At 69.6% G+C, this 24,599-nt stretch carries 21 protein-coding genes; 7 read left to right on the top strand and 14 right to left on the bottom strand.

Going from position 1 to position 24,599, the window contains the following annotated elements; all coding sequences use genetic code 11:
• Positions 1 to 38: 38 nt before the first annotated feature.
• The gene (locus N1032_RS16265; protein ID WP_259540231.1) at positions 39 to 1,541 is read left to right on the top strand and encodes an LssY C-terminal domain-containing protein; all 1,503 of its coding nucleotides are present in this window, start codon (positions 39 to 41) and stop codon (positions 1,539 to 1,541) included.
• Here N1032_RS16265 and N1032_RS16260 read toward each other — a convergent pair.
• The gene (locus N1032_RS16260; protein ID WP_259540230.1) at positions 1,534 to 2,346 is read right to left on the bottom strand and encodes an isocitrate lyase/PEP mutase family protein; all 813 of its coding nucleotides are present in this window, start codon (positions 2,344 to 2,346) and stop codon (positions 1,534 to 1,536) included. The two genes, N1032_RS16265 and N1032_RS16260, sit on opposite strands and share 8 nt — an antisense overlap.
• Positions 2,347 to 2,404: 58 nt before the next feature.
• Positions 2,405 to 3,322 (bottom strand): oxygen-dependent tRNA uridine(34) hydroxylase TrhO, encoded by a 918-nt coding sequence (gene trhO / locus N1032_RS16255; RefSeq protein WP_259540229.1) that lies wholly within the window; start codon positions 3,320 to 3,322, stop codon positions 2,405 to 2,407.
• A 90-nt stretch (positions 3,323 to 3,412) separates the two neighbouring features.
• Here trhO and N1032_RS16250 point away from each other — a divergent pair, with 90 nt between their 5' ends.
• Entirely contained in the window at positions 3,413 to 3,985 is a 573-nt protein-coding gene (locus N1032_RS16250; RefSeq protein ID WP_310795957.1) for an acyl-CoA thioesterase, read from the top strand.
• 89 nt (positions 3,986 to 4,074) lie between these two features.
• Here N1032_RS16250 and N1032_RS16245 read toward each other — a convergent pair whose 3' ends face one another.
• Together N1032_RS16245 and N1032_RS16240 are read right to left on the bottom strand one after the other, a co-directional pair.
• Entirely contained in the window at positions 4,075 to 4,905 is an 831-nt protein-coding gene (locus N1032_RS16245) for a siderophore-interacting protein (RefSeq protein WP_259540228.1), read from the bottom strand.
• Between the two features lie 33 nt (positions 4,906 to 4,938).
• Positions 4,939 to 6,552: a phytoene desaturase family protein gene (locus tag N1032_RS16240; protein ID WP_259540227.1), complete on the bottom strand. Its 1,614-nt coding sequence runs from the start codon at positions 6,550 to 6,552 to the stop codon at positions 4,939 to 4,941.
• Between the two features lie 42 nt (positions 6,553 to 6,594).
• On the opposite strand from N1032_RS16240, the gene N1032_RS16235 reads away from it, so the two are divergent.
• Entirely contained in the window at positions 6,595 to 10,107 is a 3,513-nt protein-coding gene (locus N1032_RS16235) for a bifunctional proline dehydrogenase/L-glutamate gamma-semialdehyde dehydrogenase (protein WP_259540226.1), read from the top strand.
• Positions 10,108 to 10,128: 21 nt separating this feature from the next.
• On the opposite strand, the gene N1032_RS16230 is transcribed toward N1032_RS16235, so the two are convergent.
• Entirely contained in the window at positions 10,129 to 10,605 is a 477-nt protein-coding gene (locus N1032_RS16230) for a GntR family transcriptional regulator (RefSeq protein WP_259540225.1), read from the bottom strand.
• 4 nt (positions 10,606 to 10,609) lie between these two features.
• Positions 10,610 to 11,038, bottom strand: coding sequence for an Lrp/AsnC family transcriptional regulator (locus N1032_RS16225; RefSeq protein WP_259540224.1), 429 nt, complete (start codon positions 11,036 to 11,038; stop codon positions 10,610 to 10,612).
• Between the two features lie 184 nt (positions 11,039 to 11,222).
• On the opposite strand from N1032_RS16225, the gene ddaH reads away from it, so the two are divergent.
• Entirely contained in the window at positions 11,223 to 12,095 is an 873-nt protein-coding gene (ddaH, locus tag N1032_RS16220) for a dimethylargininase (RefSeq protein WP_259540223.1), read from the top strand.
• Entirely contained in the window at positions 12,092 to 13,324 is a 1,233-nt protein-coding gene (rocD, locus tag N1032_RS16215) for an ornithine--oxo-acid transaminase (RefSeq protein WP_259540222.1), read from the top strand. The genes ddaH and rocD overlap by 4 nt, the downstream gene beginning before the upstream one ends.
• Here the strand turns inward: rocD and N1032_RS16210 are convergent.
• Complete coding sequence (locus N1032_RS16210) at positions 13,321 to 13,899, bottom strand: ATP-dependent Clp protease proteolytic subunit (RefSeq protein WP_259540221.1); 579 nt, start codon at positions 13,897 to 13,899, stop codon at positions 13,321 to 13,323. The genes rocD and N1032_RS16210 overlap by 4 nt on opposite strands.
• Positions 13,900 to 14,089: 190 nt before the next feature.
• Between N1032_RS16210 and N1032_RS16205 the strand changes: the two genes are divergently transcribed.
• Positions 14,090 to 14,440: a helix-turn-helix domain-containing protein gene (locus tag N1032_RS16205; protein WP_259540220.1), complete on the top strand. Its 351-nt coding sequence runs from the start codon at positions 14,090 to 14,092 to the stop codon at positions 14,438 to 14,440.
• Positions 14,441 to 14,464: 24 nt separating this feature from the next.
• Here N1032_RS16205 and N1032_RS16200 read toward each other — a convergent pair whose 3' ends face one another.
• On the bottom strand, positions 14,465 to 16,435 hold the full coding sequence (locus N1032_RS16200; RefSeq protein ID WP_259540219.1) for a cell wall-binding repeat-containing protein: 1,971 nt from the start codon (positions 16,433 to 16,435) through the stop codon (positions 14,465 to 14,467).
• Positions 16,436 to 16,577: 142 nt separating this feature from the next.
• On the opposite strand from N1032_RS16200, the gene N1032_RS16195 reads away from it, so the two are divergent.
• A complete protein-coding gene (locus N1032_RS16195; RefSeq protein ID WP_259540218.1) occupies positions 16,578 to 17,258 on the top strand; it encodes a GntR family transcriptional regulator in 681 nt (226 codons plus the stop codon).
• Between the two features lie 469 nt (positions 17,259 to 17,727).
• Here N1032_RS16195 and N1032_RS16190 read toward each other — a convergent pair whose 3' ends face one another.
• Genes N1032_RS16190 through N1032_RS16165 form a run of 6 tightly spaced genes read right to left on the bottom strand, consistent with a single transcriptional unit; the run spans position 17,728 to position 24,498 of the window.
• The gene (locus N1032_RS16190; protein WP_259540217.1) at positions 17,728 to 18,702 is read right to left on the bottom strand and encodes an aldo/keto reductase; all 975 of its coding nucleotides are present in this window, start codon (positions 18,700 to 18,702) and stop codon (positions 17,728 to 17,730) included.
• 16 nt (positions 18,703 to 18,718) lie between these two features.
• Positions 18,719 to 20,272, bottom strand: coding sequence for a sugar ABC transporter ATP-binding protein (locus N1032_RS16185; RefSeq protein ID WP_259540216.1), 1,554 nt, complete (start codon positions 20,270 to 20,272; stop codon positions 18,719 to 18,721).
• Entirely contained in the window at positions 20,269 to 21,288 is a 1,020-nt protein-coding gene (locus N1032_RS16180; RefSeq protein ID WP_259540215.1) for an ABC transporter permease, read from the bottom strand. Before N1032_RS16180 ends, N1032_RS16185 begins: the two co-directional genes overlap by 4 nt.
• Positions 21,285 to 22,367, bottom strand: coding sequence for an ABC transporter permease (locus tag N1032_RS16175; RefSeq protein WP_259540214.1), 1,083 nt, complete (start codon positions 22,365 to 22,367; stop codon positions 21,285 to 21,287). Before N1032_RS16175 ends, N1032_RS16180 begins: the two co-directional genes overlap by 4 nt.
• A complete protein-coding gene (locus N1032_RS16170; protein WP_259540213.1) occupies positions 22,364 to 23,452 on the bottom strand; it encodes a mandelate racemase/muconate lactonizing enzyme family protein in 1,089 nt (362 codons plus the stop codon). The genes N1032_RS16175 and N1032_RS16170 overlap by 4 nt, the downstream gene beginning before the upstream one ends.
• Positions 23,452 to 24,498, bottom strand: coding sequence for a sugar ABC transporter substrate-binding protein (locus N1032_RS16165; protein WP_259540212.1), 1,047 nt, complete (start codon positions 24,496 to 24,498; stop codon positions 23,452 to 23,454). The genes N1032_RS16170 and N1032_RS16165 overlap by 1 nt, the downstream gene beginning before the upstream one ends.
• Between the last annotated feature and the right edge of the window lie 101 nt (positions 24,499 to 24,599).

Raw genomic sequence — 24,599 nt, 5'->3', positions numbered from 1 at the left:
GGTTGTCACAGCATTCAGGGATTCCTGAGAGAATCCGTGTGACCGAAGGGAACCGCGCGATGGCCGAACACGTCTCCGACGAGTCGGCACAGCTCTCGGCCGACGACCTCGAAGACGCGAGTCTGGTCGAGCACATCCGGCTGCGCACCTTCCGTGGCTCGGTGGGCCTCGTGGTCGACAGCCTGTTCTTCTTCTTCGGCACCCTCTCGGCCGGCTGGCTGGCCTTCCTGGTGGCCACCGAATCGTTCGCCAAGGGCTGGCAGCAGCTCTGGTTCCTGCTGGTGTTCTGGCTCGTCGTCGCCTACCTGCTGCTGCCTCGCGTGCACAGCATCCTCACGCTGTTCTACGTGCCCGACTACTTCATCGGCCGCGCCAAGACCCGCGAGGGCCTGCTCGGCGACCCGGTCAACGTGGCCCTTCGCGGCTCGGAGGCGCAGATCCACGAAGCGATGACCAACGCCGGCTGGCACCTGGCCGACGACATGGGGCTCACGTCGGCCCTCCGCACGGTGCGCGGCACCCTCTTGCGGCGCAGTTATCCCGGCGCCCCGGTGTCGCGGCTCTATCTCTTCGGCAATCTCATGAACTTCACCTACCAGCAGGAGGTGGCGGGCAACCCGTCGAAACGGCACCACGTGCGGTTCTGGCGCTGCCCGACCGGCTGGCTCCTGCCCGGGGGGCACAAGGCCGACTGGCTGGCTGCCGGCACCTACGACCGCAGCATCGGCATCAACTTCTTCACCCTTCAGGTCACCCATCGCATCGACAAAGAGACCGACAAGGAGCGCGACCACATCGTGACCTCGCTCGTCGAGAGCAACGAGCTGGCATCGGTCAAGCTCATCCGCAACTTCTCCACCGGCTACCACCACGTCAACGGCGGCGGCGACGCGATCGTGACCGACGGCGACCTGCCCGTCGTCGATCTTCGCCGCGTGCCCACCTGGGACCCGGCCGACGAGAGCCGCCCGCACACGATCGAGCCCTCGGTCGCCCCCACCCCCTCGGCGGTGTTCAGCGAATCACCGATCGCCGGCCGGCGGCGACCCGCATCGATCTATCTCGGAGTGCTGCTCATGGCCCTCCGCGTGCTCTCGGCGCTCGCCGCCGTGGTGGTGGTCGCCTTCTCGATCGGCGACGGCGACATCGACCTGCGCAACCTCACCGGCGCGCTCACGCCGGCCGACTCCCGCTTTCTGGCCTCGATCGTCGCCGCGCTGTTCGTGACCGTCGGACTCCTGATCGCCACCGTCTACTCCGTTCTGGCCTTCCTCATCTATCACGGTCACAACTGGGCGCGTTTCACCGGCATGAGCATCAGCGCCGCCGCGGTCGTGGTGACCGCCATCGACTTCGTCAACGGCGGCCCGCAGATCACCCTGCAGACCAACCTCGTCGGGCTCTCATTCGACGTGCTGGTGCTGCTCGCGCTGTCGGGAACGGATGCGCGCAAGTTCAGCCATCGGCGCGCGCTGGAACGCCGCGAGGCCCGACAGGTGCGTCGCGCCGCCCGGCGGGCGTCGACACTCTCGCTCAGGTGAGGATCTGCGTGCCCTCGGGCAACGAGCCACCGGCATAGAGCACCAGCGCCGACTCCTGAAGCGCCGTGAGCGCGACCCGCTGCGGCCACGGGCCATAGGAGATGCGGGCGATGCCGAGCTGCTGGTAACGCTCCGGCGCCAGTGACCCGGGCACGCCGATCACACTGACCTTGAGGTGCCCGATGCCCTCCACCAGGCGCTCAGCCGTCGGCTCGTCGATCAGGCCGGGAACGAACACGCACGCCGCCCCCGCGTCGATGTAGGCGCGGCCGCGCTCGATCGCGTCGTCGATCGCCTCGTCGAGCGGCCGGTCGCCGCGATGGATGATGGCATCGGTGCGCGCGTTGAGCACGAACCGCACGCCCTCGGCCTCCGCCGCCTTCATGACCTCGGCGACGTTCTCGACCGACTCGATGTGCGGACGCAACTGGTCTTCGATGTTGGCGCCCACGACGCCGACGCCGATCGCGCGCCGCACGGTCTCGCCGGGGTTGCCGTAGCCGCCCTCGAGGTCGGCCGTGACCGGGAGCGAGGTCGACAGCGCGATGCGCCCGACCGTCTCGAGCATGAGGTCGAGCGGGATGCGCTCGCCGTCTTCGTAGCCGAACGAGGCCGCGATGCCGTGGCTCGCGGTGGCGAGGGCCTTGGTCTCGGGCAGATCGGCGACGACGGTGGCGCTCGCGACATCCCAGACGTTCACCAGGGTGAGGATCTCAGGAGCTCGATGGAGGGCGAGCAGGGCGTCTGCCCGATCGTGGATGAGCTCGTGGCTCGTGTGGGTCTGCTGGGTGTCGTGGCTGGTCATGTCGCGAGCCTACGACCGGGTTGAGCGGAGAGAACCCCCTGTGGAGGAATTGGCGGGTTCAGTGCTGCGGGCACCGCACTGTGGAGGAGTGGCTGCACTCGTCGCACACCACGAGCTGCGAGCGGCACGCGGCATCCGCGCAGTTCTGCATGCGACTCGTCGCGGCGCCGCACGAGACGCACTCGCCGATCACCGCCGCCCCCGGGGTGAAGGCGATCGAGCCGCGCCGGTCGAAGACGTAGAGCGAGCCCTGCCACAGCCCGGAGTCGCCGAACGTCTCGCCGTAGCGCACGATTCCGCCGTCGAGTTGGTAGACCTCCGAGAACCCGCGCGCCGTCATCAGCGACGAGAGCACCTCGCAACGGATGCCACCGGTGCAGTAGGTGACCACGGGTTTCGACTTCAGGTGGTCGTACTTGCCGCTGTCGAGCTCGGCGACGAAGTCGCGGGTGGTCGCGACATCCGGAACCACCGCCCCGCGGAACCGGCCGATCGACGCTTCGAACGCATTGCGGCCGTCGAAGAAGACGACCTCGTCGCCACGCGCGTCGACGAGTTCGTGCACCTCGTGCGGCTGCAGCTTCGTGCCACCGCCGACGACGCCGTTCTCGTCGACCTCGAGCTCTCCGGGCGCGCCGAAGCTGACGATCTCGTCGCGCACCTTCACGCTGAGGCGCGGGAAGTCGGTGCTCGCGCGATAGGGCGTGTGCTTCGACGCCGGGCCGCTCTCGAGCGCCGTGCCCTCGCTCCACTTCACGTCGAGGGCGGCGAAGGGGCCGAACTGGCGGGTCTTGCGCAGGTAGCGCTTCACGGCGTCGAGCTCGCCGCCGAGGGTGCCGTTGATGCCGTCGGCGGAGATGAGGATGCGCCCCCGCAGGCCGAGCGATTCGCACAGATCGCGCTGCCAGAGCCGCACCGCGGCGGGGTCGGCCACGGGCGCGAAGACGTAGTAGAGGATGATCTTCGGGATGGCCACGACGAGCGATTTTAGTCGCCGAGGCTGAGCGCGGGGCCAGCCACGGGCGCGCCGCGTTGTAGGTAGTCACAACGGATCTTCCGGCTCGCTGTGCCGAACTCTACGATCGGCCGGGTGCACTTCTTCTTCAGAACCCTGTTGCAGTCGATCCGTGGCCGCTTCCGCTCACCGCTCGGCATGTGGGACGTCGCGTCGACGCCGTTCCGGGTGCTGCCCACCGATCTCGACGTGCTGCGGCACATGAACAACGGGGTCTACTTCTCGGTGCTCGACCTCGGGCGCCTCGACCTGATGCAGCGAAGCGGCATGTGGCGACTGCTGCAGCAGCGCGGGTGGTACCCGGTCGTGGTGGCCGAGACCATGAGCTTTCGGCGGTCGCTCGAGCTCTGGCAGCGGTTCGAGGTGGAGACGCGCGTGCTGGGCTTCGATGCCAAGGCGATCTTCGTCGAGCAGCGGTTCGTGGTGCGCGGCGAGATCTTCGCGCGCGCTTATCTGCGGGCGCGGTTCCTCAAGCGCACGGGCGGAGTGGTGACGGTCGAGGAGCTGCAGGAGCTCGCCGGTCCCGCGCCCGACGACGGCCGCCTGCCGGAGTGGTTGCTCGGGTGGGGCGACGACTCGCAGCTGCCGCCGAGCAAGGCGCCGGCGCCTAGCGTCTGGGCGTAGGCGGGGTCGCCGGGGCCGCCCGGCCCAGGTAGGCGGGTCAGATGGGCAGCCCAGACAGCCGGGCCAGATAGGCGGCTCAGATGGCCGGCTCAGTCGGGGTCGCTCGGATCGATCGGCGCGTGGTGGTCGAGGTTTGCGACCCCACGCCGCCAGTACCCGCTGAGTGCCACCTGATCGGCCGGCAACCCCAGCTCACGGCGCAGGTGGCGCCGCACCGGCACGAGCGCTCCGGCCTCGCCCGCGCCGAACACGAAGGTGTCGTCGCCGATCGCGCCGAGCCCCTGCAGAGCCGCGAGTTGCAGTCCCTGCCCGTTCTCGCGGAACAGCCACAGGATGTCGGCCCGCACGCGCAGTCCGTCGGGCAGGTAGTCGGCCACGGCGGCGTTCTCGACGTCGAGCAGCGCGGTGATGGCGACATCCGGAGGCAACAGTTCGAGCCACCGTGACAGAGCCGGCAGGGCGGTCTCGTCGGCGAGCAGCACCGCCCGCGCGAGACCGGTCGGCGCGAGCCGCGACGCGCGGGGCCCGGCCACGACGAGCGTGTCGCCGGGCCGAGCCGACAACGCCCACGCGGATGCCGGGCCCTCGGTTCCGTGCACGACGAAATCGATGTCGAGCTCGGCCGCCGACGCAGCGTCGCCCGGGCGGAAGGCGCGCGGGGTGTAGTCGCGCGACACGATCGTGCCCGTCTCGGGGCGCCGGATGCCGTCGGGCGTCAACTCGGGCAGCGTCAGTATGCCGGTCTGCGGGTCGGCGAAGAACACCTTGACGTGGTCGGCAGGCCCGTCGCTCGCGAAGCCCGCCAGTCTGTCGCCGGTGAGGGTGATGCGCACCAAGGTCGGGGTGAGGGGTGTCACTCGGGCGACGACGAGGTGCCGGATGGCCATCGGGTGGCGCACGGATTCTCGGGGGAAGGGCACGGATGCTCCTTTCGGTGGGATTCGGGCGGGATGTCAGCCGCGGTCGAGATCGTCGTCGAGCACGGCCATCGCGGCACTGTGGCCGCCGAGTCCCGAGACCGCGCCGCCGCGCTGCGAACCCGACCCGCAGAGCAGCACGCGCGGATGCGCTGTCGCCACGCCCCACCGCTCGGCGGCGGTGGTGAGCGGAGCGTCGTTCTCGGCGAACGGCCAGGTCAGCGGCCCGTGGAAGATGTTGCCGCCAGGCATTCCGAGCGCCGACTCGAGGTCGGAGGTCGTCTTGGTCTCGATGCAGGGTCGGCCGTGCGCATCCGTCAGCAGCAGGTCGGCGATCGGCTCGGCGAGCACGCTGTCGAGTGACTCCAGCACCGCGGCCTGCAGTTCGGCGCCGCTCGCGCCCAGCCGGTGCGGGGTGTGCAGCCCGAACACGGTGAGGGTGTGTGCGCCCTGGGCCTGCAGCTCGGGCGACAGGATGCTCGGATCGGTGAGCGAATGACAGTAGATCTCGGCGGGCAGGGGCCGCGGGATCCGGCCCGCCTCGGCGTCGAGAACCGCTCGCTCGAGTTGGGAATGGAGTTCGTTGATGTGGAAGGTGCCGCCGAACGCGGCATCCGGAGCCACGCCGCCGTCGCGCAGGCGAGGCAGCCGCGAGAGCAGCAGGTTGACCTTGACCTGGGCGCCCTCGGGGGCTGGACGGTCGCCCGACAGGGGTGCCTCGCCCGATGCCGGGGGTTGGCCCGCCGCGAGCACCTCGCCCGATGCGGAGAGCAGGCGGTCGAGAACGGCCGGGGCCACGTTCGCGAGCACGCGGCCGGCGGTGAGGCTCCGGATGCCGCCGTCGTCGCCGCGCCAGGTGACCACTCCGTCGGGGCTCACGCCCGTCACCTCCGCGCCTGTTCGCAGGTCGACGCCGGCGTTCCGGGCCGCGCGGGCCAGCTCGCCGGAGACGGCACCCATGCCGCCCACCGGTACGTCCCAGTCGCCGGTTCCGCCGCCGATCACGTGGTAGAGGAAGCAGATGTTCTGCAGCAGCGTCTTGTCGTGCAGCGACGAGAAGGTGCCGATCAGGGCATCGGTGCCGACCACGCCGCGCACGAGATCGCTCTCGAACCGAGCGGCGATGGCGTCGCCGACGGGCGTCTCGACGAACTCGTGCCAGAGCCGCTCGTCGTCGAGCAGTCGCCGCGCTTCGTCGCGGGTCAGCAGAGGTTCGGTGAGCGTGGGCCAGAAAGCGCGGGCGAGCGTGCCGAGGTCGCGGGAGAACGCGTCGAATGCGTCGGCGTCGGCCGCTGCGCCGATCGAGGCGAAGGAGGCTCTGGTCGCCTCGGCGTCAGCTGTGTCGATCAGGAGCCCGAGGTCTGAGCCCGGCAGAGGCGTATAAGAGGAGTAGCGGCGTCGGCGCAGCCGGATGTCGAGGCCGAGTTCGTCGATGATCTTCTGCGGCAGGAGGCTCACCAGGTAGGAGTAGCGCGACAGCTTCGCATCCATGCCGTCGAAGGCATATGACGAGACGGCGGCGCCGCCCGGTTGATCGAGACGCTCGAGCACGCAGACGCGGCGGCCGGCCTGTGCGAGGTAGGTGGCGGCGACGAGGCCGTTGTGTCCTCCACCGATGACGACGATGTCGAAGTCATCCACAGGGAGCATGCCTTGAGCCTAATGCGGGCGACCACGATCTATCCTCGAAGAATGGCTGACCAGAACGACACCGAGTTCCAGCCCGCGTCAGTCGATCTCGCCCACGAAGCGGTCGAACTCGCGCGGCACTGGCTCGACGAGAGCAGAGATTCCCCCGTCGACCCGTCGGCCGCGCGCCTGGCGGGCGTGCTCAAAGACCCCGACGGCCTGGCGTTCACCGTCGGATTCGTCGACGGCGTCGCCCGGCCCGAAGACCTCATCGTCGCCGGTAAGAACCTCGCACGACTCGCGAAGCGCGTGCCGCGGTTCCTGCCGTGGTACCTGCGACTGGCGATCAAGGCCGGCGGGGCGCTCGGCGAGGTCATCCCGGGCGTGGTCGTTCCGATCGCGCGCCGCGTGCTGCGCTCGATGGTCGGTCACCTGATCGTCGACGCCCGCCCCGCGAAGTTCGGGCCGGCCGTCGCGGCGCTCCGCTCCGACACGGTGCGGCTCAACATCAACCTGCTCGGCGAGGCCGTGCTGGGCGACCGCGAGGCCGCGAACCGGCTGCAAGGCACGAAAGACCTCCTGCAGCGGCCCGACGTCGACTACGTGTCGGTGAAGGTGTCGTCGGTCGCCAGCGATCTGTCGATGTGGGCGTTCGACCAGACGGTCGAGAGGGTGGCACAGAGCCTCATCCCGCTCTACCGCATCGCGTCGCGCAAGGGCCTCGTGGGCCCGGCGACTGTCGACGGCGCAACGGTGTCGCCGGTGCCCGGCCGTAAGTTCGTGAACCTCGACATGGAGGAGTACCGCGACCTCGATCTCACGATCGCCGTGTTCCGCCGGGTGCTCGACGAACCGGAGTTCCTCGACTTCGAGGCCGGCATCGTGCTGCAGGCCTATCTGCCCGACGCGTTGTCGGCCCTGCAGGGTCTGCACGCCTGGGCCGCCGAGCGCCGCGCCCGGGGTGGAGCTCCCATCAAGGTGCGCGTGGTCAAGGGCGCCAACCTGGCGATGGAGCACGTCGACTCCGCGCTGCACGGGTGGCCGCTCGCCACCTACGGCACGAAGCAAGACACCGACACCAACTACAAGCGGGTGCTCGACTGGGCGCTGCGGCCCGAGCACGTCGACGCCGTGCGCATCGGCGTCGCGGGTCACAACCTGTTCGACATCGCCTGGGCCTGGCTGGTGGCGTCGCAGCGCGGGGTGACCTCGTCGATCGACTTCGAGATGCTGCTCGGCATGGCCACGACGCAAGCCGACGCCGTGCGCAAGACGGTGGGGCACCTGCTGCTCTACACGCCCGTCGTCGCTCCCGCCGAGTTCGACGTGGCCATCGGCTATCTCGTGCGCCGGCTCGAAGAGAACTCGAGCGACGACAACTTCATGTCGTCGGTGTTCGACCTCGCCGCCGACGCCCGCGCGTTCGCGAAAGAACGCGACCGCTTCCTGGCGTCGGTCGAGGCGCTCGCCGCATCGGCCGACGACGTGCCGTTGCCCAACCGCCGGCAAGACCGCTTGAACGGCGACCTCGAGCCCGCCGGAGGGCTGTTCCACAACGCCGCCGACACCGACCCGTCGCTCTTGGCCAACCGCGTGTGGGGTGGGCGCATCCTGGCCCGGGTGCCGTCGTCCGACCTCGGCGTCGACACCATCGAGCAGGCGTTGGTGACGGATGCCGCCGCTCTCGAGTCGCTCATCGCGTCGACCGTCGTGGCCGGTGCCGCCTGGGGCTCCCGGAGCGCTGCCGATCGCGCGGGTTTCGTGCGCCGCGCCGGCTACGCGCTCGAGGCGAACCGCGACCGCCTGATCGAGGTGATGGCCTCCGAGACCGGCAAGACGATCGATCAGGCCGACCCCGAGGTCAGTGAGGCGATCGACTTCGCCCACTACTACGCCACGACCGCCGTGGAGCTCGACGCCGTCGACGGAGCGACCTTCGTGCCGTCGAAGCTGACCGTCGTGACGCCGCCCTGGAACTTCCCCGTCGCCATCCCGGCAGGCTCGGTGCTCGCGGCGCTGGCCGCCGGCAGCGCCGTCATCATCAAGCCGGCGCCGCAGGCGAAGCGGTCGGCCGCGGTGATGGTGGAGGCGCTCTGGGAATCGGGCATCCCGCGAGACGTGCTCGTGCTCGTCGACGTCGACGAAGGAGACCTCGGTCGCAGCCTGATGTCCGACCCCCGCGTCGACCGGCTCATCCTCACCGGCGCCTACGACACGGCGGCGCTGTTCCGCTCGTGGCGGCCCGACCTCCCGCTGCTCGCCGAGACGAGCGGCAAGAACGCCATCGTCGTGACGCCGAGCGCCGACCTCGACCTAGCTGTGGCCGACATCGTCAAGAGCGCCTTCGGGCACGCCGGGCAGAAGTGCTCGGCGGCGAGTCTGGTCATCCTCGTGGGCTCGGTGGCGCAGTCGCAGCGCTTCTCGCGGCAGCTCGTCGACGCCGTGCGGTCGCTGCGGGTGGGCTATCCCGACGACCCGTCGGTGCAGATGGGGCCGCTCATCGAACCGGCCGCCGGCAAGCTCGGCGAGGCCCTCACGAGTCTCGGGGTCGGGGAGCGCTGGCTGATCGAGCCCCGGCAGCTCGACGACACCGGCCGACTGTGGTCGCCGGGCGTGCGCGAAGGGGTGCTGCCAGGAACGCCGTTCCACCTCACCGAGTACTTCGGTCCGGTTCTCGGCATCATGCACGCCCCGACGCTCGAGAAGGCGATCGAGCTGCAGAATGCCGTGCCCTACGGGCTCACCGCCGGCATCCACTCGCTCGACGCCGCCGAGATCCACCGCTGGCTGGCCGAGGTCGACGCCGGCAACGCCTACATCAACCGCGGCATCACCGGGGCGATCGTGCGCCGTCAGCCGTTCGGCGGCTGGAAGAAGTCGTCGGTCGGCGCCGGCGCGAAGGCCGGCGGCCCGAACTACCTCGTGCACCTCGGCAGCTGGCTCAACGATCCGGGCGCACCGAGCGAGGGGCTCAGTCTGGCCGGCCTCGACGACCGGGTCGTCAAGCTGCTCGACACCGCCACGTCGGGGCTGGAATGGAACGACTTCGACATCGCCCGCCGCGGGGCGAAGAGCGACCAGGCGGCCTGGGCGAGCACGTTCGAGGCGCGCGACGAGTCGGGTCTCGAGGTCGAACTCAACGTGCTGCGCTACCTGCCGGTGCCGGTGGTCGTGCGGTTGTCGGAGGGTGAGCCGCTGCACCGCCTCGTGCGGGTGCTCGCGGCGGCGACGCTCGCGCGGGCATCGGTGATCGTCAGCTCGGCTGCGAAGCTGCCCCGGCCGCTGCGGGCGCTGCTGAAGGAGTGGGGCGTGCGGGTCGTGATCGAGAACGATGCGGCGTGGCTCGCGCGCGTGCCCGAGTACATCGGGGTCATCCCGCGCATCCGGTTGATCGGGGGTGACGCGAGCGCGCTCGCCTCAGCCCTCGGCGGGTCGCCCGACGTCGCGATCTATGCCGACGAGGTCACCCGCGCGGGGCGCATCGAGCTGCTGCCGTTCCTCAAAGAGCAGGCGGTGAGCGTCACGCACCACCGGTTCGGCAACCCCAGTGCGCTGCTCGACGATCTGTTCGACTAGAGGGCGGTGCGGGTCGCGGGGCTAGCGCTTCGCCGAGCCCGGCGTGGCGACGCCGGGTACGTCGGGCACGTCGACGCCGGGTATGTCGACACCGAGCGCGGCCGCGGCCAGGTCGAGCGCCTCGGCCGCGTCGATGCCGAGTGTCGTCGCCCGGTCGGCGAAGACGCGCGCCGCGGCCTGCAGTTCCTGGCGGGCGGGCGACCCGGTGGTCGCCACGAACGACCCCAGGCGCCCTCGGGTCTCGATCAGCGCATCCGTCTCGAGCTCGCGATAGGCGCGGGCGACCGTGTTCACGGCGAGACCGAGTTCTGCCGCGAGAGCCCGCACCGTCGGAAGCCTCACCCCGGCGGCGAGCTGCCCCGAGGCGACCGCGTCGCGGATCGCCGCACGCAACTGCTCGAACGGCGGCACCGCCGAGGCGGCGTCGACCCGCAGACCGATGCCGAGCACACCGCCCCGCGCCCGCCCCGACTGGGCGCCCCGCCCTGCCTGCGCCATCCCGCTACCGCCGGATCAGGTTCGACAGCACGATGGCACTGCGGGTGTGATCGACGTTGGGTGCGATGCGCACCCGTTCGAGCGCATCCTCGAGGCTCGGGATGTCGCGCGACCGGATGTGCACGATCGCGTCGGCACTGCCGGTCACCGTCCCCGCGTCGACCACCTCGGGCACGCCGGAGAGGATGCGGCGCAACTCGGCCGGAGCGACGGTGCCGCGGCAGAACAACTCCACGTAGGCCTCGGTCACCGTGCCGTCGAGGGCGGGGTTCAGCTGGATCGTGAACCCCGTGATGATGTTGTCGGCGACGAGCCGATCGATGCGGCGCTTGACCGCCGACGCCGAGAGGCCGATCACCTGGCCGATGTCACCGTAACCGCTTCGCGAATTGATCTTCAGCAGGTCGAGAATGCGGTGATCCAATGCGTCCATGGGGCGATCCTACGACCGATTCTTGCGTGAACTCCACAAGTCTGACGATTATGTGAGCGCAGCGCCGCGAAACGACGCAAACCGCGTGTCAGACTGAGAGAGGCGTGCCCCAGTCGGGGCCCAAGGACAGCGCGCTGGTCCGCCATCCGCACCTCGTGCAACTGATTGCTGACACGGAGATCGTATGTCGACGCCCACTCTCAACCCCGCTACCGCCGATCGCCGCGCGAACCCCGCGCGCACCGCTTCACCGCGCCACTACCTGATGTGCCGGCCCGAGCACTTCACGGTGGCCTACCGCATCAACCCCTGGATGGACCCGGCGGTGCCCACCGACACCTCCCTGGCCGTCGAGCAGTGGCAGAAGCTCTACGACCTCTACCGCGAGCTCGGCCACGAGGTCGAGCTGATCGACCAGATCGCCGGCCTGCCCGACATGGTCTACACCGCCAACGGCGGCTTCGTCATCGGGAACGTCGCCTACGGTGCGAGCTTCACCCACGCTCAGCGCCAACCCGAGGGCCCGGCCTTCATGGAGTGGTTCGGCGAGCACGGCTACCGGGTCGTCGATCCGCAGAACGTCAACGAGGGTGAAGGCGACTTCCTGCTCGTGGGCCCGCGCATCCTCGCCGGCACCGGTTTCCGCAGCGCCAGCAACAGTCATGAAGAGGTCGCGGCGCTGTTCGGCCGCGAGGTCGTGACCCTCACCCTGGTCAACCCGAACTTCTACCACCTCGACACCGCCATCTCGGTGCTCGATCCGCTGACCGACGACGCCGGGGCGAACATCGCCTACCTGCCGAGCGCCTTCGACGACGCCAGCCGCGCCACCCTCGAGCGCCTCTACCCCGACGCCATCATCGTGAGCGAGGAAGACGGCTCGATCCTCGGCCTCAACTCCATCTCCGACGGCTACAACGTGGTCATCGCCGCCCGGGCGAAGGGCTTCGAGCAGCAGCTGCGCGATCGCGGCTACAACCCCATCGGCGTCGACCTCTCCGAGCTGCTGCTCGGCGGCGGCGGAGTGAAGTGCTGCACGCTGGAACTGCGCCGATGAGCGCGTCGGTCGAGGCGGTCGAAGCCTCGCTGCTCAAGATGGAAGACGAGCACGCCGCCCACAACTACCACCCACTGCCGGTCATCGCCGCGACCGCCGAGGGAGCCTGGATCACGGCCGTCGACGGCCGCCGCTACCTCGACTGCCTCGCGGCCTACTCCGCCGTGAACTTCGGTCACTCGCATCCGCTGCTCGTCGAGGCTGCGAAAGCGCAGCTCGACCGCGTCACCCTCACCAGCCGCGCGTTCCACTCCGACCGCCTCGGCCCGTTCGTCGAAGAGCTCGCCGCGCTCGCCGGCAAAGACATGGTGCTGCCGATGAACACCGGCGCCGAGGCGGTGGAATCGGGCATCAAGCTCGCCCGTGCCTGGGGCTACCGGGTCAAGGGGGTCGAGCACGACCGCGCCACCATCATCGTGGCCGACGGCAACTTCCACGGGCGCACCACCACGATCATCAGCTTCTCCGACGACCCGGTGGCGCGCGACGACTTCGGCCCCTACACGCCCGGTTTCGTGCGGGTGCCCTACGGCGACGCCGTAGCGCTCGAACGGGCCGTGGCCGAGAACCCGGGCACGGTGGCCGTGCTGCTCGAGCCCATACAGGGCGAGGCCGGCATCATCGTGCCGCCCGCCGACTACCTCCCCCGCGTGCGCGAGATCTGCACAGCCAACGAGGTGCTCCTCATCGCCGACGAGATCCAGTCGGGTCTCGGCCGCACCGGCGCGACCTTCGCGTGCGACCTCGTCGGTGTCGTTCCCGACGTCTATCTGCTGGGCAAGGCACTCGGCGGCGGCATCGTGCCGGTGTCGGCCGTGGTCGCGAACCGCGACATCCTGGGCGTGCTGCGCCCCGGCGAACACGGGTCGACCTTCGGCGGCAACCCGCTCGCCGCGGCGGTCGGTCTCGAAGTGGTGCGGATGCTCGCGACCGGCGAATTCCAGGAACGCGCGCGCCGTCTCGGTGAGCGGCTGCAGTTCCGGCTGCGCGAACTCGTCGGCCACGGTGTCGTCACGGTGCGCGGCGCCGGACTCTGGGCGGGCATCGACATCGACCCGGCGCTCGCCACCGGGCGCGAGGTCTGCGAGCTGCTGATGGAACGCGGGGTGCTCGCGAAAGACACGCACGGCTCCACCATCCGGCTCGCGCCGCCGATCGTCATCTCGATCGACGACCTCGACTGGGCCGTCGACCAGCTCGCGGCCGTGCTCGGCGAACTCGCTCCCTAGGCCGCGCGCAGCGAACGAGCCGTCGACACGATGTGGTCGACGAACCCGTAGTCCCGCGACTCCTCGGCGGTGAACCAGCGGTCGCGGTCGGCGTCGGCGGTGATCTCGTCGAGCGTGCGGCCGGTCTGCGAGCTCGTGAGCTCGGCCATCCGGCGCTTGAAGAACAGGATCTGCTTCGCCTGGGTCTGGATGTCGGCCGCCGAGCCGCCGAAGCCGCCGTGCGGCTGGTGCATGACGATGCTGGCGTTCGGCAGCGCGAACCGCTTGCCGGGCGCGCCGGAGGACAACAGGAACTGCCCCATCGAGGCCGCGAACCCCATCGCCACCGTCACGACGTCGGCCTGCACGAAGTTCATGGTGTCGTAGATCGCGAACCCCGAGGTCACGGAGCCGCCAGGGGAGTTGATGTAGAGATAGATGTCCTTCTCGGGCGCCACCGCGTTCAGCAGCAGCAGTTTCGCGCAGATCTCGTTGGCGACCACATCGCTCACCTCGGTGCCGAGAAAGACGATGCGCTCGTCGAGCAGTCGTTGGTAGAGCTGGGGATCGCCGGTGTTGGTCGAGGCGTCGGTCATGGTGTGCTCCTTTCGTGCGGTGGTGCACTCAGGATGCGACGGGTGCGCGCCGCGGCGGCATCCGTTCTGCCGTCGGCAGATCTGCCGAACGCAGACGCCCGCCAGATTCTGCTCACAGCAGACAGATCGCCGGCCCGCCACGGGCCCGAAATGGGTGCGCCGGGCGGGTCACCCGTCGTAGCCTTGGGCCATGCTCCTCCGCCACGCGATCGGACACGTGCTGCGTCGCATCCGTCTCGACCGCCGCCTCACGCTGCGCGATCTCGCGGCGCGATCGCAGGTGTCGGTGCCCTACCTCTCCGAGATCGAGCGAGGGCGCAAAGAGGTGTCGTCCGAGATTCTCGCGACGGTGTGCCGGGTGCTCGACCTGTCGCTGGCCGAGCTGCTCGACGCGGTGAGCGGTGAGCTCGACACGACGCCCACGGTCGCCCGCGGCGTCGCGCCGGTCATCTCGCTCGAATCCCGCACCCAGCTGCGCAACCCCGCTGCGGAACCTCGCGCGCACGACGATGCGCCGTCGGCACTCCTGCTGGCAGCCTGAGCATCATCGCGGCGCGACAGCGTCTCAGTAGTCGCACTTGGTGAGCTGATCGATCGCCGGTGACAGCGAATTCAGGCCACCAAGCAGCACGATCGAGGTGATGTCGAGCCCTTCGATGCGGTAGTACGTCGCGTTCGGGATGCAATCGCCCGGAACGACGAACAATGACGCGCCGAGCGATCCGGCCAGAGCCCCGCCCGACAGTGCGTCCGGGAAATTGGTGCCCACGGCGATGACGGCCGTGTCGCTCACATCGAAGCCGTCGGCGTTCACGTTGCCCGACACCTCCCAGCGATCGGCACCGTCGATGCGCTCGGCTCGGGCGCCCGGTCGGGCGTTGAGGTCGTCGAGGATGCCGGCGGAGACGGATGCGGGCCCGCCGACCACCGTCACCGACGTCGTGCCGAGGCCGTCCAGAAGGTGCGAGGTGTCTGCGTCGAGATCGTTCGACTGTCCGTTCACGACGATCACCGGTACGTCGTTCTTCGCCGCGGCACCCCCGGCGGAGAGGGCATCCGGGAACTTCAGGCCCGTCGCGAGGTACGCACCCGACGCACCGGTGTCGCCGAAGGCATAGGCGGCGATCGCCCGCGACGTACTGAAGCGGTCATCGCCGGAGACCCGTTCGACCGTGCCGGTGGTGAGCGTCTTCAGGTCGTCGAGGACGGACTGGGCGACGGAGTTCGGGCCCCCGACGACCACGATCCGGTGCGGGTCGAGCCGATCGATCTGCGCTCGAACCGAGGGTGGAACGGTATCGCGGAGGGTCAGGAGGAGCGGCCCGCCTTCCCGCGACGCTGCGGGGCCGGCGGAGAGGGCATCCGGAAAGACCAGTCCGCTGGCCACGTAGACCACCGGCACACCCTTCGCGAAACGCTCGGCGACATGAGCCGAGACCTCGAAGCGGTCGGCGCCGTCGATGCGAGTGACGCTCGGAGCCTTCATCTCGGCGTCGACGACGATACGGCCGCCTTCGCTCAGGTCGGAGTCGGCGGAGACGGCGTGGAATCCATTGGGCACCTCGAAGGCGCCGGCCGAGACCCGGTATCGGCCTGGAACCAGTCCGTTCGACGAGTAGGAACCGTTCCCGCTCACGAACCCGCTGTCCGCGTATTCCCAGCGGCCCGTCGACGTGTTGAGGCGTTTGATCGTGTAACCACCCGATCGGGCCATCTCCCCCTCGCAGCCCGGGCAGCTGATGGTGCCGGACATGTGCCCGTAGCGGAACTGCACGGCGTCGATGCCGGTGAGCACATCGCCGGGCTTCAGCGCATACGAGCCCTGGGTCAGCGGCGATTCGAGCGACGAGCCACCCCACGCGGGCACGTACAGGGGGTTCTCGGAGACGTCGTTGAATCGCACGGTGTAGGTTCCGGGCAGGAGACCGGTGAAGGAGTAGGTTCCGCTGTCGTCGGTGGTGAGGCTCGCGCCGTTGCCGAAGGTGGTGCCGTCAGGGTTCAGTCCGACGAAGCCGTCGAGGGTCACCCAGTTCGGAATGCTCGTGCCGTCGGAGCGCACCACTCGGCCTGAGATGCTCGCACCGAGGGGCAGCGTGAAGTCCGCCTTCACTCCCGGGGCGCTCACCGGATGCAACCACTCGGCGTTGCCCCAGGAACCGGAGTACCAGCCGTCACTGCGAGCACGCGTCGACCACCAGGCCGAGGCGAACCCGGCCGAACCGGTGTAGACGTACTCGACCTTCTGCAAGTCGCCGCTCAGGCCGCTGACGGAGAACCGGCCCTGCGCATCCGTCGTCGTGGAGGCGGACGGATCGGAGCCGGGCTGATCGCCGCTCCAGACGTTCACCGTCACCTCGCCGGCGTGGGCCGGACTGCTCGTCGTGCCGAGCGTCACCGTGCCGCTGACCGTGTCGGCGCCGGCGGCGACCGCTGGAGTCGCGCCGGAGCTGATGCCCATGGCCACCGCCACGGTCAGCGCCAGAATGGCGGCGGTGAGACGAAGTCGTCGTGGCGAGATGGTGAGTGCGTGGAGCACGGGGTCCCTCGATTCCGGGCGGCGGTGCGATCGCCTCACTGTACAGGTGTCGAAGGAACGGCCGTGCGACAGCCGTGTACGGCGAGCGGAAGGGGCCTGCCCTGCGCGTCCGCGCACTACAATCGGTAGCTGAGGGCAGGTGATGATGGCCGTTTCTTCTGAGGCGGGTTCCCGCGTCGACGACGCGTATGAGTGGCTGCTGGCCGAGATCACCGGTTTCCGGTTGCGATCGGGCTCGCCGCTATCGGAGAACCGCCTGGCCAGTCAGCTCGGCATCAGCCGCACCCCGGTGCGCGAGGCGCTGCAGCGACTCGAGAAGGAGGGGCTGGTCAAGCGCACCGACAACGCGCGCTTCACCGTGTCACAGCTCACCGCCACCGAGGTCAACGACGCCTGCGATCTGCTCGAGGTGCTCGACACCTACATCTGCCGCAAGGCCGCGACGACTCTCACCGACGACGAGGCGGCGAAGCTCAAGGGCTACGTCGACGACATGTACAAGGCAGCCGCGAACGACGACCGGCAGGCCTGGGCGCTCGCCGACCAGCTGTTCCACCGTTACGCGAACACCCTCTCGGGCAACGTGCTCGTGGCCGAGACGGTGCGCGAGACCCGGCGCCGCATCCAGCGCTTCTGGCTGCGGGCCGCGTCGATGCAGAGCCGCCTGCGCTCGTGCGCCGAGGAATACGACGAGCTCTACCAGGCGATGGTCGCCCGCGACTACGCGGCGATCGAGCCGGCGGTGAAAAAGCACATCGGGCACATGCGCGAGCGCATGCTCGAGATGATCGCGGCGGCCGCGATCCTGCTCGGCGACGACTGAGGGGCGCGTGCCGCGGGGGGCCGCGGAGTGCGGTCGGTCCGGGGTGGTGGGTCTCAGGGTTGGCTGCTGCTGGGGCTAGGCGGTGGCGGGTGGCTGGGGTCGGGAGGCCGCTCGCCGTTCGGGAGGCCGATTCGGCCTCCGGATGGCTCGGATGGAACGAGTGGCCTCCCGAGCGAGTCCGCGGTTGAGGGCGTCGGGAGGCCGTTCGCCCATCGGGAGGCCGATTCGGCCGCCGGATGTCGCGGATGGCGGGTGATGGCCTCCCGACCGAGTTTGTGGGTGTGGCGTCGGAAGGCCCTAAGAGGGTGGAGCCGAGCGAGTTCGTGGGTGTGGCGTCGGGAGGCCGTTTGTGGTTCGGGAGGGCGACTCGGCCGCCCGAACGCGTGGGGGTCACGAGAGGGCCTCCCGAGCGGGGCCGGGCAGCGGGCCGCCCCAGCCGGGCGCCCGCCGCGCCACGACGTGAGGCCCCTCAACCCGGGTGCGGCACCAGTCCCGCCGCATCGAGGGCGGTCCACAGCTCCTCGGGGACGGGCGCAGCGTAGCGCTCGAGCGTGCTCCTGACGTGGGCGGGGGTGCGGCTGCCCAGCACGACCGACACCACGGCCGGATGCCGCAGCGGATACTGCACCGCCGCATCCGGAAGCGTCACCCCGTGCTCCTCACACACCCGCGCGATGCGGCGCGCGCGGTCGATCACCTCGGCCGGCGCCGGCCCGTAGTCGAAGAACACCTCGTCGGGCACCCGGCGCGCGCTCAGCAGTCCCGAGTTGTAGGCCGCTGCCGCGACGACGCCCACCCCGCGTTCCCGGGCGAGCGGCAGCAGGTCGGCCAGCGCACCCTGATCGGCCAGCGTGAACCGCCCGGCCACCATCACGAGGTCGATGTCGGTCTGCCGCACGAACTCGGCCGGCATCGCGCTCTGGTTCATGCCCACGCCGACGGCCCCCAGCACACCCTGCTCCCGCAACTCGATGAGCGTGGCGATGCCGGTCGTCGAGGCCGCCGCCCAGTGCTCGTCGGGATCATGCAGGTAGACGATGTCGATGCGATCAGTGCCGAGACGGCCGAGACTCGACTCGATCGAGCGCAGCACCCCGTCACGGCTGAAGTCCCAGACCCGCCGCGTGGTGGCCGGCACCACGAAGCCCTGGTCGTCGAGCTGCCCGGCGTTCTCGGGAGAAGGCTCGAGCAGCCGTCCCACCTTGGTCGAGAGCACGTAGTCGTCGCGCGGCACTTCGGCCAATGCGCGGCCGAGCCGCCGCTCCGACAACCCGAGGCCGTAGTGCGGAGCCGTGTCGAAATAACGGATGCCGCCCTCGAGCGCGGTCTGCACCGCCGCCTCCGACGCGGCATCCGTCGTCTCGACGAAGAGGTTGCCGAACTGGGCGGCACCGAAGCCGATCTCGGTGAGCCGCAGTCCGCTCCGGAGCGCTCGGCGCCTCACGACGACAGCACGCCGCTCACCGCGCGACCTCCGCCCCCGAGTGGATGAGGTGGATGACGTCGCGGCTCATCGAGTCGTAGTCGTGGCTGTTCTCGAGCTCGCCGTTGATCACGAACCGGTCCATCACGGCGATCCGGTCGGCCAGCGTGATCATCTCGGCCAGGTCGCTCGAGATGAGCAGAATGGCCATGCCCTCGTCGGCCAGCTTCCAGATCAGTTCGTAGAACGATCGCTTGGTGCGCAGGTCGATGCCCACGGTCGGCTCGTCGATGATCAGGATCTCGGGCTCGGCCGCGAGCCACTTGGCGAGCGACACCTTCTGCTGGTTGCCGCCCGAGAGCCGGCCGGTTAGTTGGCTCTGCGACGAGATGCGGATGTCGAGATCGCTCACGTAACCCGCCACCAGGTCGCGCTCCTTCTTCGCACTGATGAACCCGGGTCCGCGCTGCAGCTTCGACCACACGGTCACGGCGATGTTGCGGGTGATGCTCTGCTCGAGGAAGACGCCTTCCTCCTTGCGGTTCTCGGTGACGTAGCCGACCCGATAGCGATGCAGGGCCTCCCGCAACGAACGGATGCGCACGGGCTCGCCGTTCACCCTCAGCTCTCCGGCGGTGATGCGCTCGAGGCCCACGATGGCGTGGGCGAGTTCGGTGCGGCCCGCGCCGACCAGCCCGTAGAGGCCGAGGATCTCACCCGGCCGCACCTCGAGACCGACCCCGTGATGGCCGGCGGTCGTGGTGACGTCGACGAGGCTGAGCGCGGGTGCTGCCACCGGCCGCGCCCGCCGGTCGGGCACGGTCAGCGAGCCGAGCGCGCGGCCGACCATGGTGTCGACGATCTCGTCGTGCGAGTGCGCCGACAAGGGTTCCGACTCCAGCACGGAGTGTCCGTCGCGCAGCACCGTGACCGTGTCGCAGTGCGCGTAGACCTCCTCGAGCTTGTGGCTGACGAACAGGATGGCGGTGCCCTCGTCGCGCAGGCGGTCGACGACCCGGAAGAGGCGATCCGACTCCGCAGCGCTGATCGAGGCCGTCGGTTCGTCGAGCAGCAGCACCGTCGTCTCGGTGTAGAGCGCGCGGGCGATCTCGACCAGCTGCATCTGCGCCGACGAGAGGTCGACGATCGGCGTCGACGGGTCGAGCTCGAGGTCGAGCAGCTCGAGGCATCGCCGGGCCTCGCGGGTCACTCCGGCCCAGTCGATGCGGCCCGCCCGGCGCGGCATGCGCCCCATCACGATGTTCTCGCCCACGGTGAACCCGCGGATGACGTTGCGCTCCTGGTGCACCACGCCGATGCCGGCATCCCGAGCCGCCGACGGGTCGGAGAGCCGCCGTTCGGCGCCGCCGACCACGATGCTGCCGCTGTCGGGCTGGTGCACGCCGGTGAGCGCCTTGATCAGCGTCGATTTGCCGGCGCCGTTCTCACCCAGCAGAGCGTGCACGCTGCCCGGTGCCAGACGGATCGACACGTCGTCGAGCGCCTTCACACCGGGGAAGGTCTTCGTGATGTGCAGGGCCTCGAGGGTCGCAGTCGCACGGGGAGTGCCGGTCGGGGGTTCGGGGTTCATCGTGTCTTCTCCAAGATCGCGGTCGACGATGCCTCGCGGGCGCGCTCGGCGCCGAGCCGGCGCTCCTGGCGAACCTGTCGCACCCGCCCGAGCGCCACGGTGCCGAGCACGACCGCGCCGATGACGAAGTTGACCCAGGCGGGAGCGAGCTGGAACTCGGCCCGAGCCGTGTCGACCAGGCGCACCACGGTGGCGGCGAGCACCGTGCCGAGCACGGCGACCGAACCGCCGGTGAGGGCGACGCCGCCGATGATCGGGGCGGCGAAGCTCGGCAGCAGCCAGTCGCCGCCGACGCTCTGGTTGATGCCCGGCAACGAGGCGATGCTCACCAGAGCCGCGACCCCGCAGAGCAGACCGGATGCCGCGTGCGCCACGATCACGCTGCGATCGTTCGAGATGCCCGCCAGCCGCGCGGCTTCGGGGTTGTCGCCGCTGGCCAGCAGGCTGCGGCCGGTGACGGTGTAGCGGAACGCCAGCGCCACCAGGATGGCGACGACCACCGAGACGAGGAAGATGACCGGCAGGCCGAACACGGTCGCCTTGCCGATGTCGGCGAGCGGCGCCCAGTTCGCGGCCGACACCGTGCGGGTGCTGACGAGGGCGTACTGCGCGCCGAGCAGGATGGTCATGGTCGCGAGCGTCACGATGAATCCGTTGATGCGGGTGAGCACCACGAGCCAGCCGTTCACGAGCCCGGCCAGTGTGCCGACGACCAGCGGGACGACCGCCCCGAGCCAGACGGGCACGCCGGCATCCGCCATCATCACCGCCGACAGCGCCGCGGCCACCCCGCCGATGGCGCCGACGGCCAGGTTCAGCTGGCCGACCGCCACCGTGATCATCTGGGCGAGGCCGATCAGGATCGGCACGGCCAGGAACTGGAAGAACGTGCGGAACGGGATGGGCGAGAAGAAGTTGCCGCTCGACGCGATGCCGAGCAGCACCGTGCCGACGACGATGATGGCCACGAGGGTCGTGCTCTGCGAGCGCAGCACGGAGGCGATCGAGCGCTTCACGCGGGCACCTCCTCGGTGGAGCGGTCGGCGCTGCGGGCGGGATCCGATGGCGGCGGTGCCGAGGCATCCGGGGTGCGCCCCTTGCGCAGGCGGATCTCGCGCACCCGGTCGGCCGACAGGGCGATCAGCAGGATGACGCCGAGCAGCACGTTGAGGGTCTCGATGCCCACGCCGAACAGCTCGAGTCCCTTGCGGATGACCAGGGTGAGCGTGATGCCCAGAAGGGTGCCGGTCACCGAGACGTAACCGCCCGCGAGCAGCGTGCCGCCGAGGATGGGGCCGACGAACGACTGCAGCATGAACTCGTCGCCGATCGAGGGCGTGAACGAGCCGATGCTGGTGGCGAGCAGGATGCCGGCCAAGGCGGCGAGCACGCCCGAGAGGGTGTGCGCCAGAACGATGCGGCGCGACGTGGGGATGCCCGAGAACTCGGCCGCTTTGACGCTGCTGCCGGTCAGCAGCAGCTCGCGGCCGACCCTCGTCTTCGTGTAGAGCACGGCGACGAGCACCATGACGACGATGACGGGCACCACCATCACCGGGATCGCGGCCGGCCCGCAGTAGCCGAACTGACAGACGTCGGCGAAGGAGTCACGCCCGAGCGCGTCGAAGCCGGCGGGCTTCACGACGAACGCCGAGCCCGTGCTGAGGGCCGAGTACACCGTCGGCACGAGACCCAGCAGGGCGAAACTCATCGCGAGCGTCACGATGAAGGAGTTGACGCCCGTGCGGGCGATGATCCAGCCGGTGAGAGCGCCGATCAGCCCGCCGCCCACGAGGCCGGCGGCGATGCCGGCCACCAGCGGCAGGCCGAAGAGGTCGAACGAGATGCCCGAGATCATGGCGCCGAATGCCGCCATGTTGCCCACCGCGATGTTCATGTGCCCGATCGAGAGCACCACCATCTGCGCGAGGCCCACCACGGTGAAGATCGCGATGCTCGTGATGAGCGGCGCGAGCACGAAGGCGCCGTTGAGGAACGAGGGCTTCAGGGCGACGATCACCGCCACGAGCACGACGATGATGACGAAGAGGAGGAACCTCGGAGTCGTGAGCTGAGCCCGGATGGCGGACCTCACGCGACCACCCGGTCGTCGATCGCGTCGCGGTTCCAGGCGATGCCGAGCCCCGGGACGTCGGGGGCGAGGGCGTGACCGTCGGCGATCGTCATTTCGGCCGTGGTGATCGCGCGCAACTGCGGGATGTGCTCGACGTAGCGGCCGTTGGGCACGGCGGCGGTCAGGCTCACGTGCAGTTCCATCAAGAAGTGCGGGCACACGGCCACGTTGAAGCTCTCGGCCAGATGCGCCACCTTCAGCCACGGGGTGATGCCTCCGATGCGGGCGACGTCGACCTGCACGATTCCGGCGGCTCCGCGCTGCAGGTATTCGCGGAACTGGGCGACCGAGTACATCGACTCGCCGACCGCGACCGGGATGGAGGTGGCCTCGGCGAGACGGCTGTGGCCGGCGACGTCATCGGCCGGCAGCGGCTCCTCGAACCAGAACAGGTCGAAGGGCTCGAAGGCCTTGGCACGCCGGATCGCCTCGGCGCCGGTCATCGACTGGTTCGCGTCGACCATTATGTGCATCCGGTCGCCGACCGCCGCTCGCACCGCCGCGAGGCGTTCGACGTCGTCGACGAGATGGGGACTGCCGACCTTGATCTTCAGCCCGGCCCAGCCGGCGGCCTGGGATGCCAGCGCGCCCGCGACGATCTCGTCGGTCGAAAGGTGCAGCCATCCGCCCTCCGTGTCGTAGAGCGGCACCTCGCGGCGGTAGCCGCCCGCGACCTTCCACAGCGGAGCGGATGCGCGGAGGGCCTTGAGATCCCAGAGCGCGGTGTCGACCGCGGCAAGGGCGAGCGAGGTGATCGCGCCGGTGGTGGTGGCCCTCGTGGAGGCGAACAGCGTCATCCAGTTCGCCTCGATCAGCTCGGCGTCGAGGCCGGTCAGCTGCGCGAGCAGGTGCTCGCGCAACATCGCGAGAACCGCGAGGCCTCCGGTGCCGATGGTGTAGGAGTACCCGGTGCCGGTGAGTCCGTCGTCGGTGGTGATCTCGACGAAGATCGTCTCCTGCTTCAGGAAGCTCTGCACGGCATCCGTTCGCACGGTCTCGACTTCGAGATCGACCAGGTAGGCACGGGCGTTGGTGATGACCGGCATCAGCAGCTGAGGTATTCGGAGTCGAAGTCCTTCATCAGCTGGTCGCCGGCCGCGACGCGCTCGTCGTCGTAGGTGGCCACGTTGTCTTTCGTCACGACGAAGGAGCCGGAGTCGATGATGGCGCCGGGCTCGGCCATGGTGCACTCCTTGCTCGCCAGCTTCGCGAGGGCGTAGCTGCCGACGTAGGCCTGCGCGGTCGGGTTCTGTGCGATGGTCGCATAGACCGAGCCGTCTTCGATGGCGGCGAGGATGGTCTCGTCGTCGTCGATGGCGACGAGCTTGATCGGCAGGCCGGACTCCTTGACCGCGGTGGCCGCAGCGACGGCGGGGTTGTAGGCGGTCGACACGATTCCCGTGATCTCGCTGCCCTGCGAGGCGAGCAGGTCGGCCACGGCCTTCTGGGCGGTGGTGAGGTCGGTGTCGATGTCAGTCACGTCCGGCAGGAGGGTGACGGCGCCGTTGGTCTCGTCGACCGCCTTCTTCACCCCCGCGATGCGGCGCTGGGTGTTGGAGTCGACGTTGACGCCGGTGAGGTGGGCGAGCACGCCCGTGCCCCCCATCGCCTCGATCGTGGCCTGCGCTGCCTTGTACGCCGCGGTCTCGGTGTCGGTCGAGAGGCAGAAGTCGGCGTCGTTGGTGTCGCCTGCCGGGCAGGATCCGAGAGCGGCGGTGGCGATGCCGCTCTGCTTGAGGTTGTCGAAGGTGGAGTTGATGTCGGTGGGGCTCACGCCGAACACCCCGAAGGCGTTGTAGCCGTTGGCCACGAGCGAGTTGATCACGTCGTTCTGCTTCGTCTGGTCCCACGCCGCCGTCTCGTTGAAGGTGGTTCCGCCGAGACCGAAGTCGGTCTTCGCGGCCTCCCCGGCTGCGATCCAGGGCTGGAAGTAGGGGTGCGGCCCGCCGGGAACGAGGGCGACCTGCACGCTGTCGAGGCCGGTGGCCTCGCCGCCCTGCGCGGTCTCGGACTGCGGGGTGCAGCCGCTCAGCAGAACGGCGCCGACGGCGACCGCCGCGACTGCCAGGGTAAGGGTGGTGCTGCGTCTCATCGTTGAGCCTCCATCGGTGTCCAGGAATCCTATTGGATTTCCCTATAGGATTTCTGCCATGGTGCACGATAGATTGGGTCGTGTCAATCGAAAGGCGACAC

This window comes from Herbiconiux daphne (assembly GCF_024979295.1).
GTDB lineage: Bacteria > Actinomycetota > Actinomycetes > Actinomycetales > Microbacteriaceae > Herbiconiux > Herbiconiux daphnes.
This window is presented reverse-complemented; position numbering and strand designations above follow the sequence as displayed.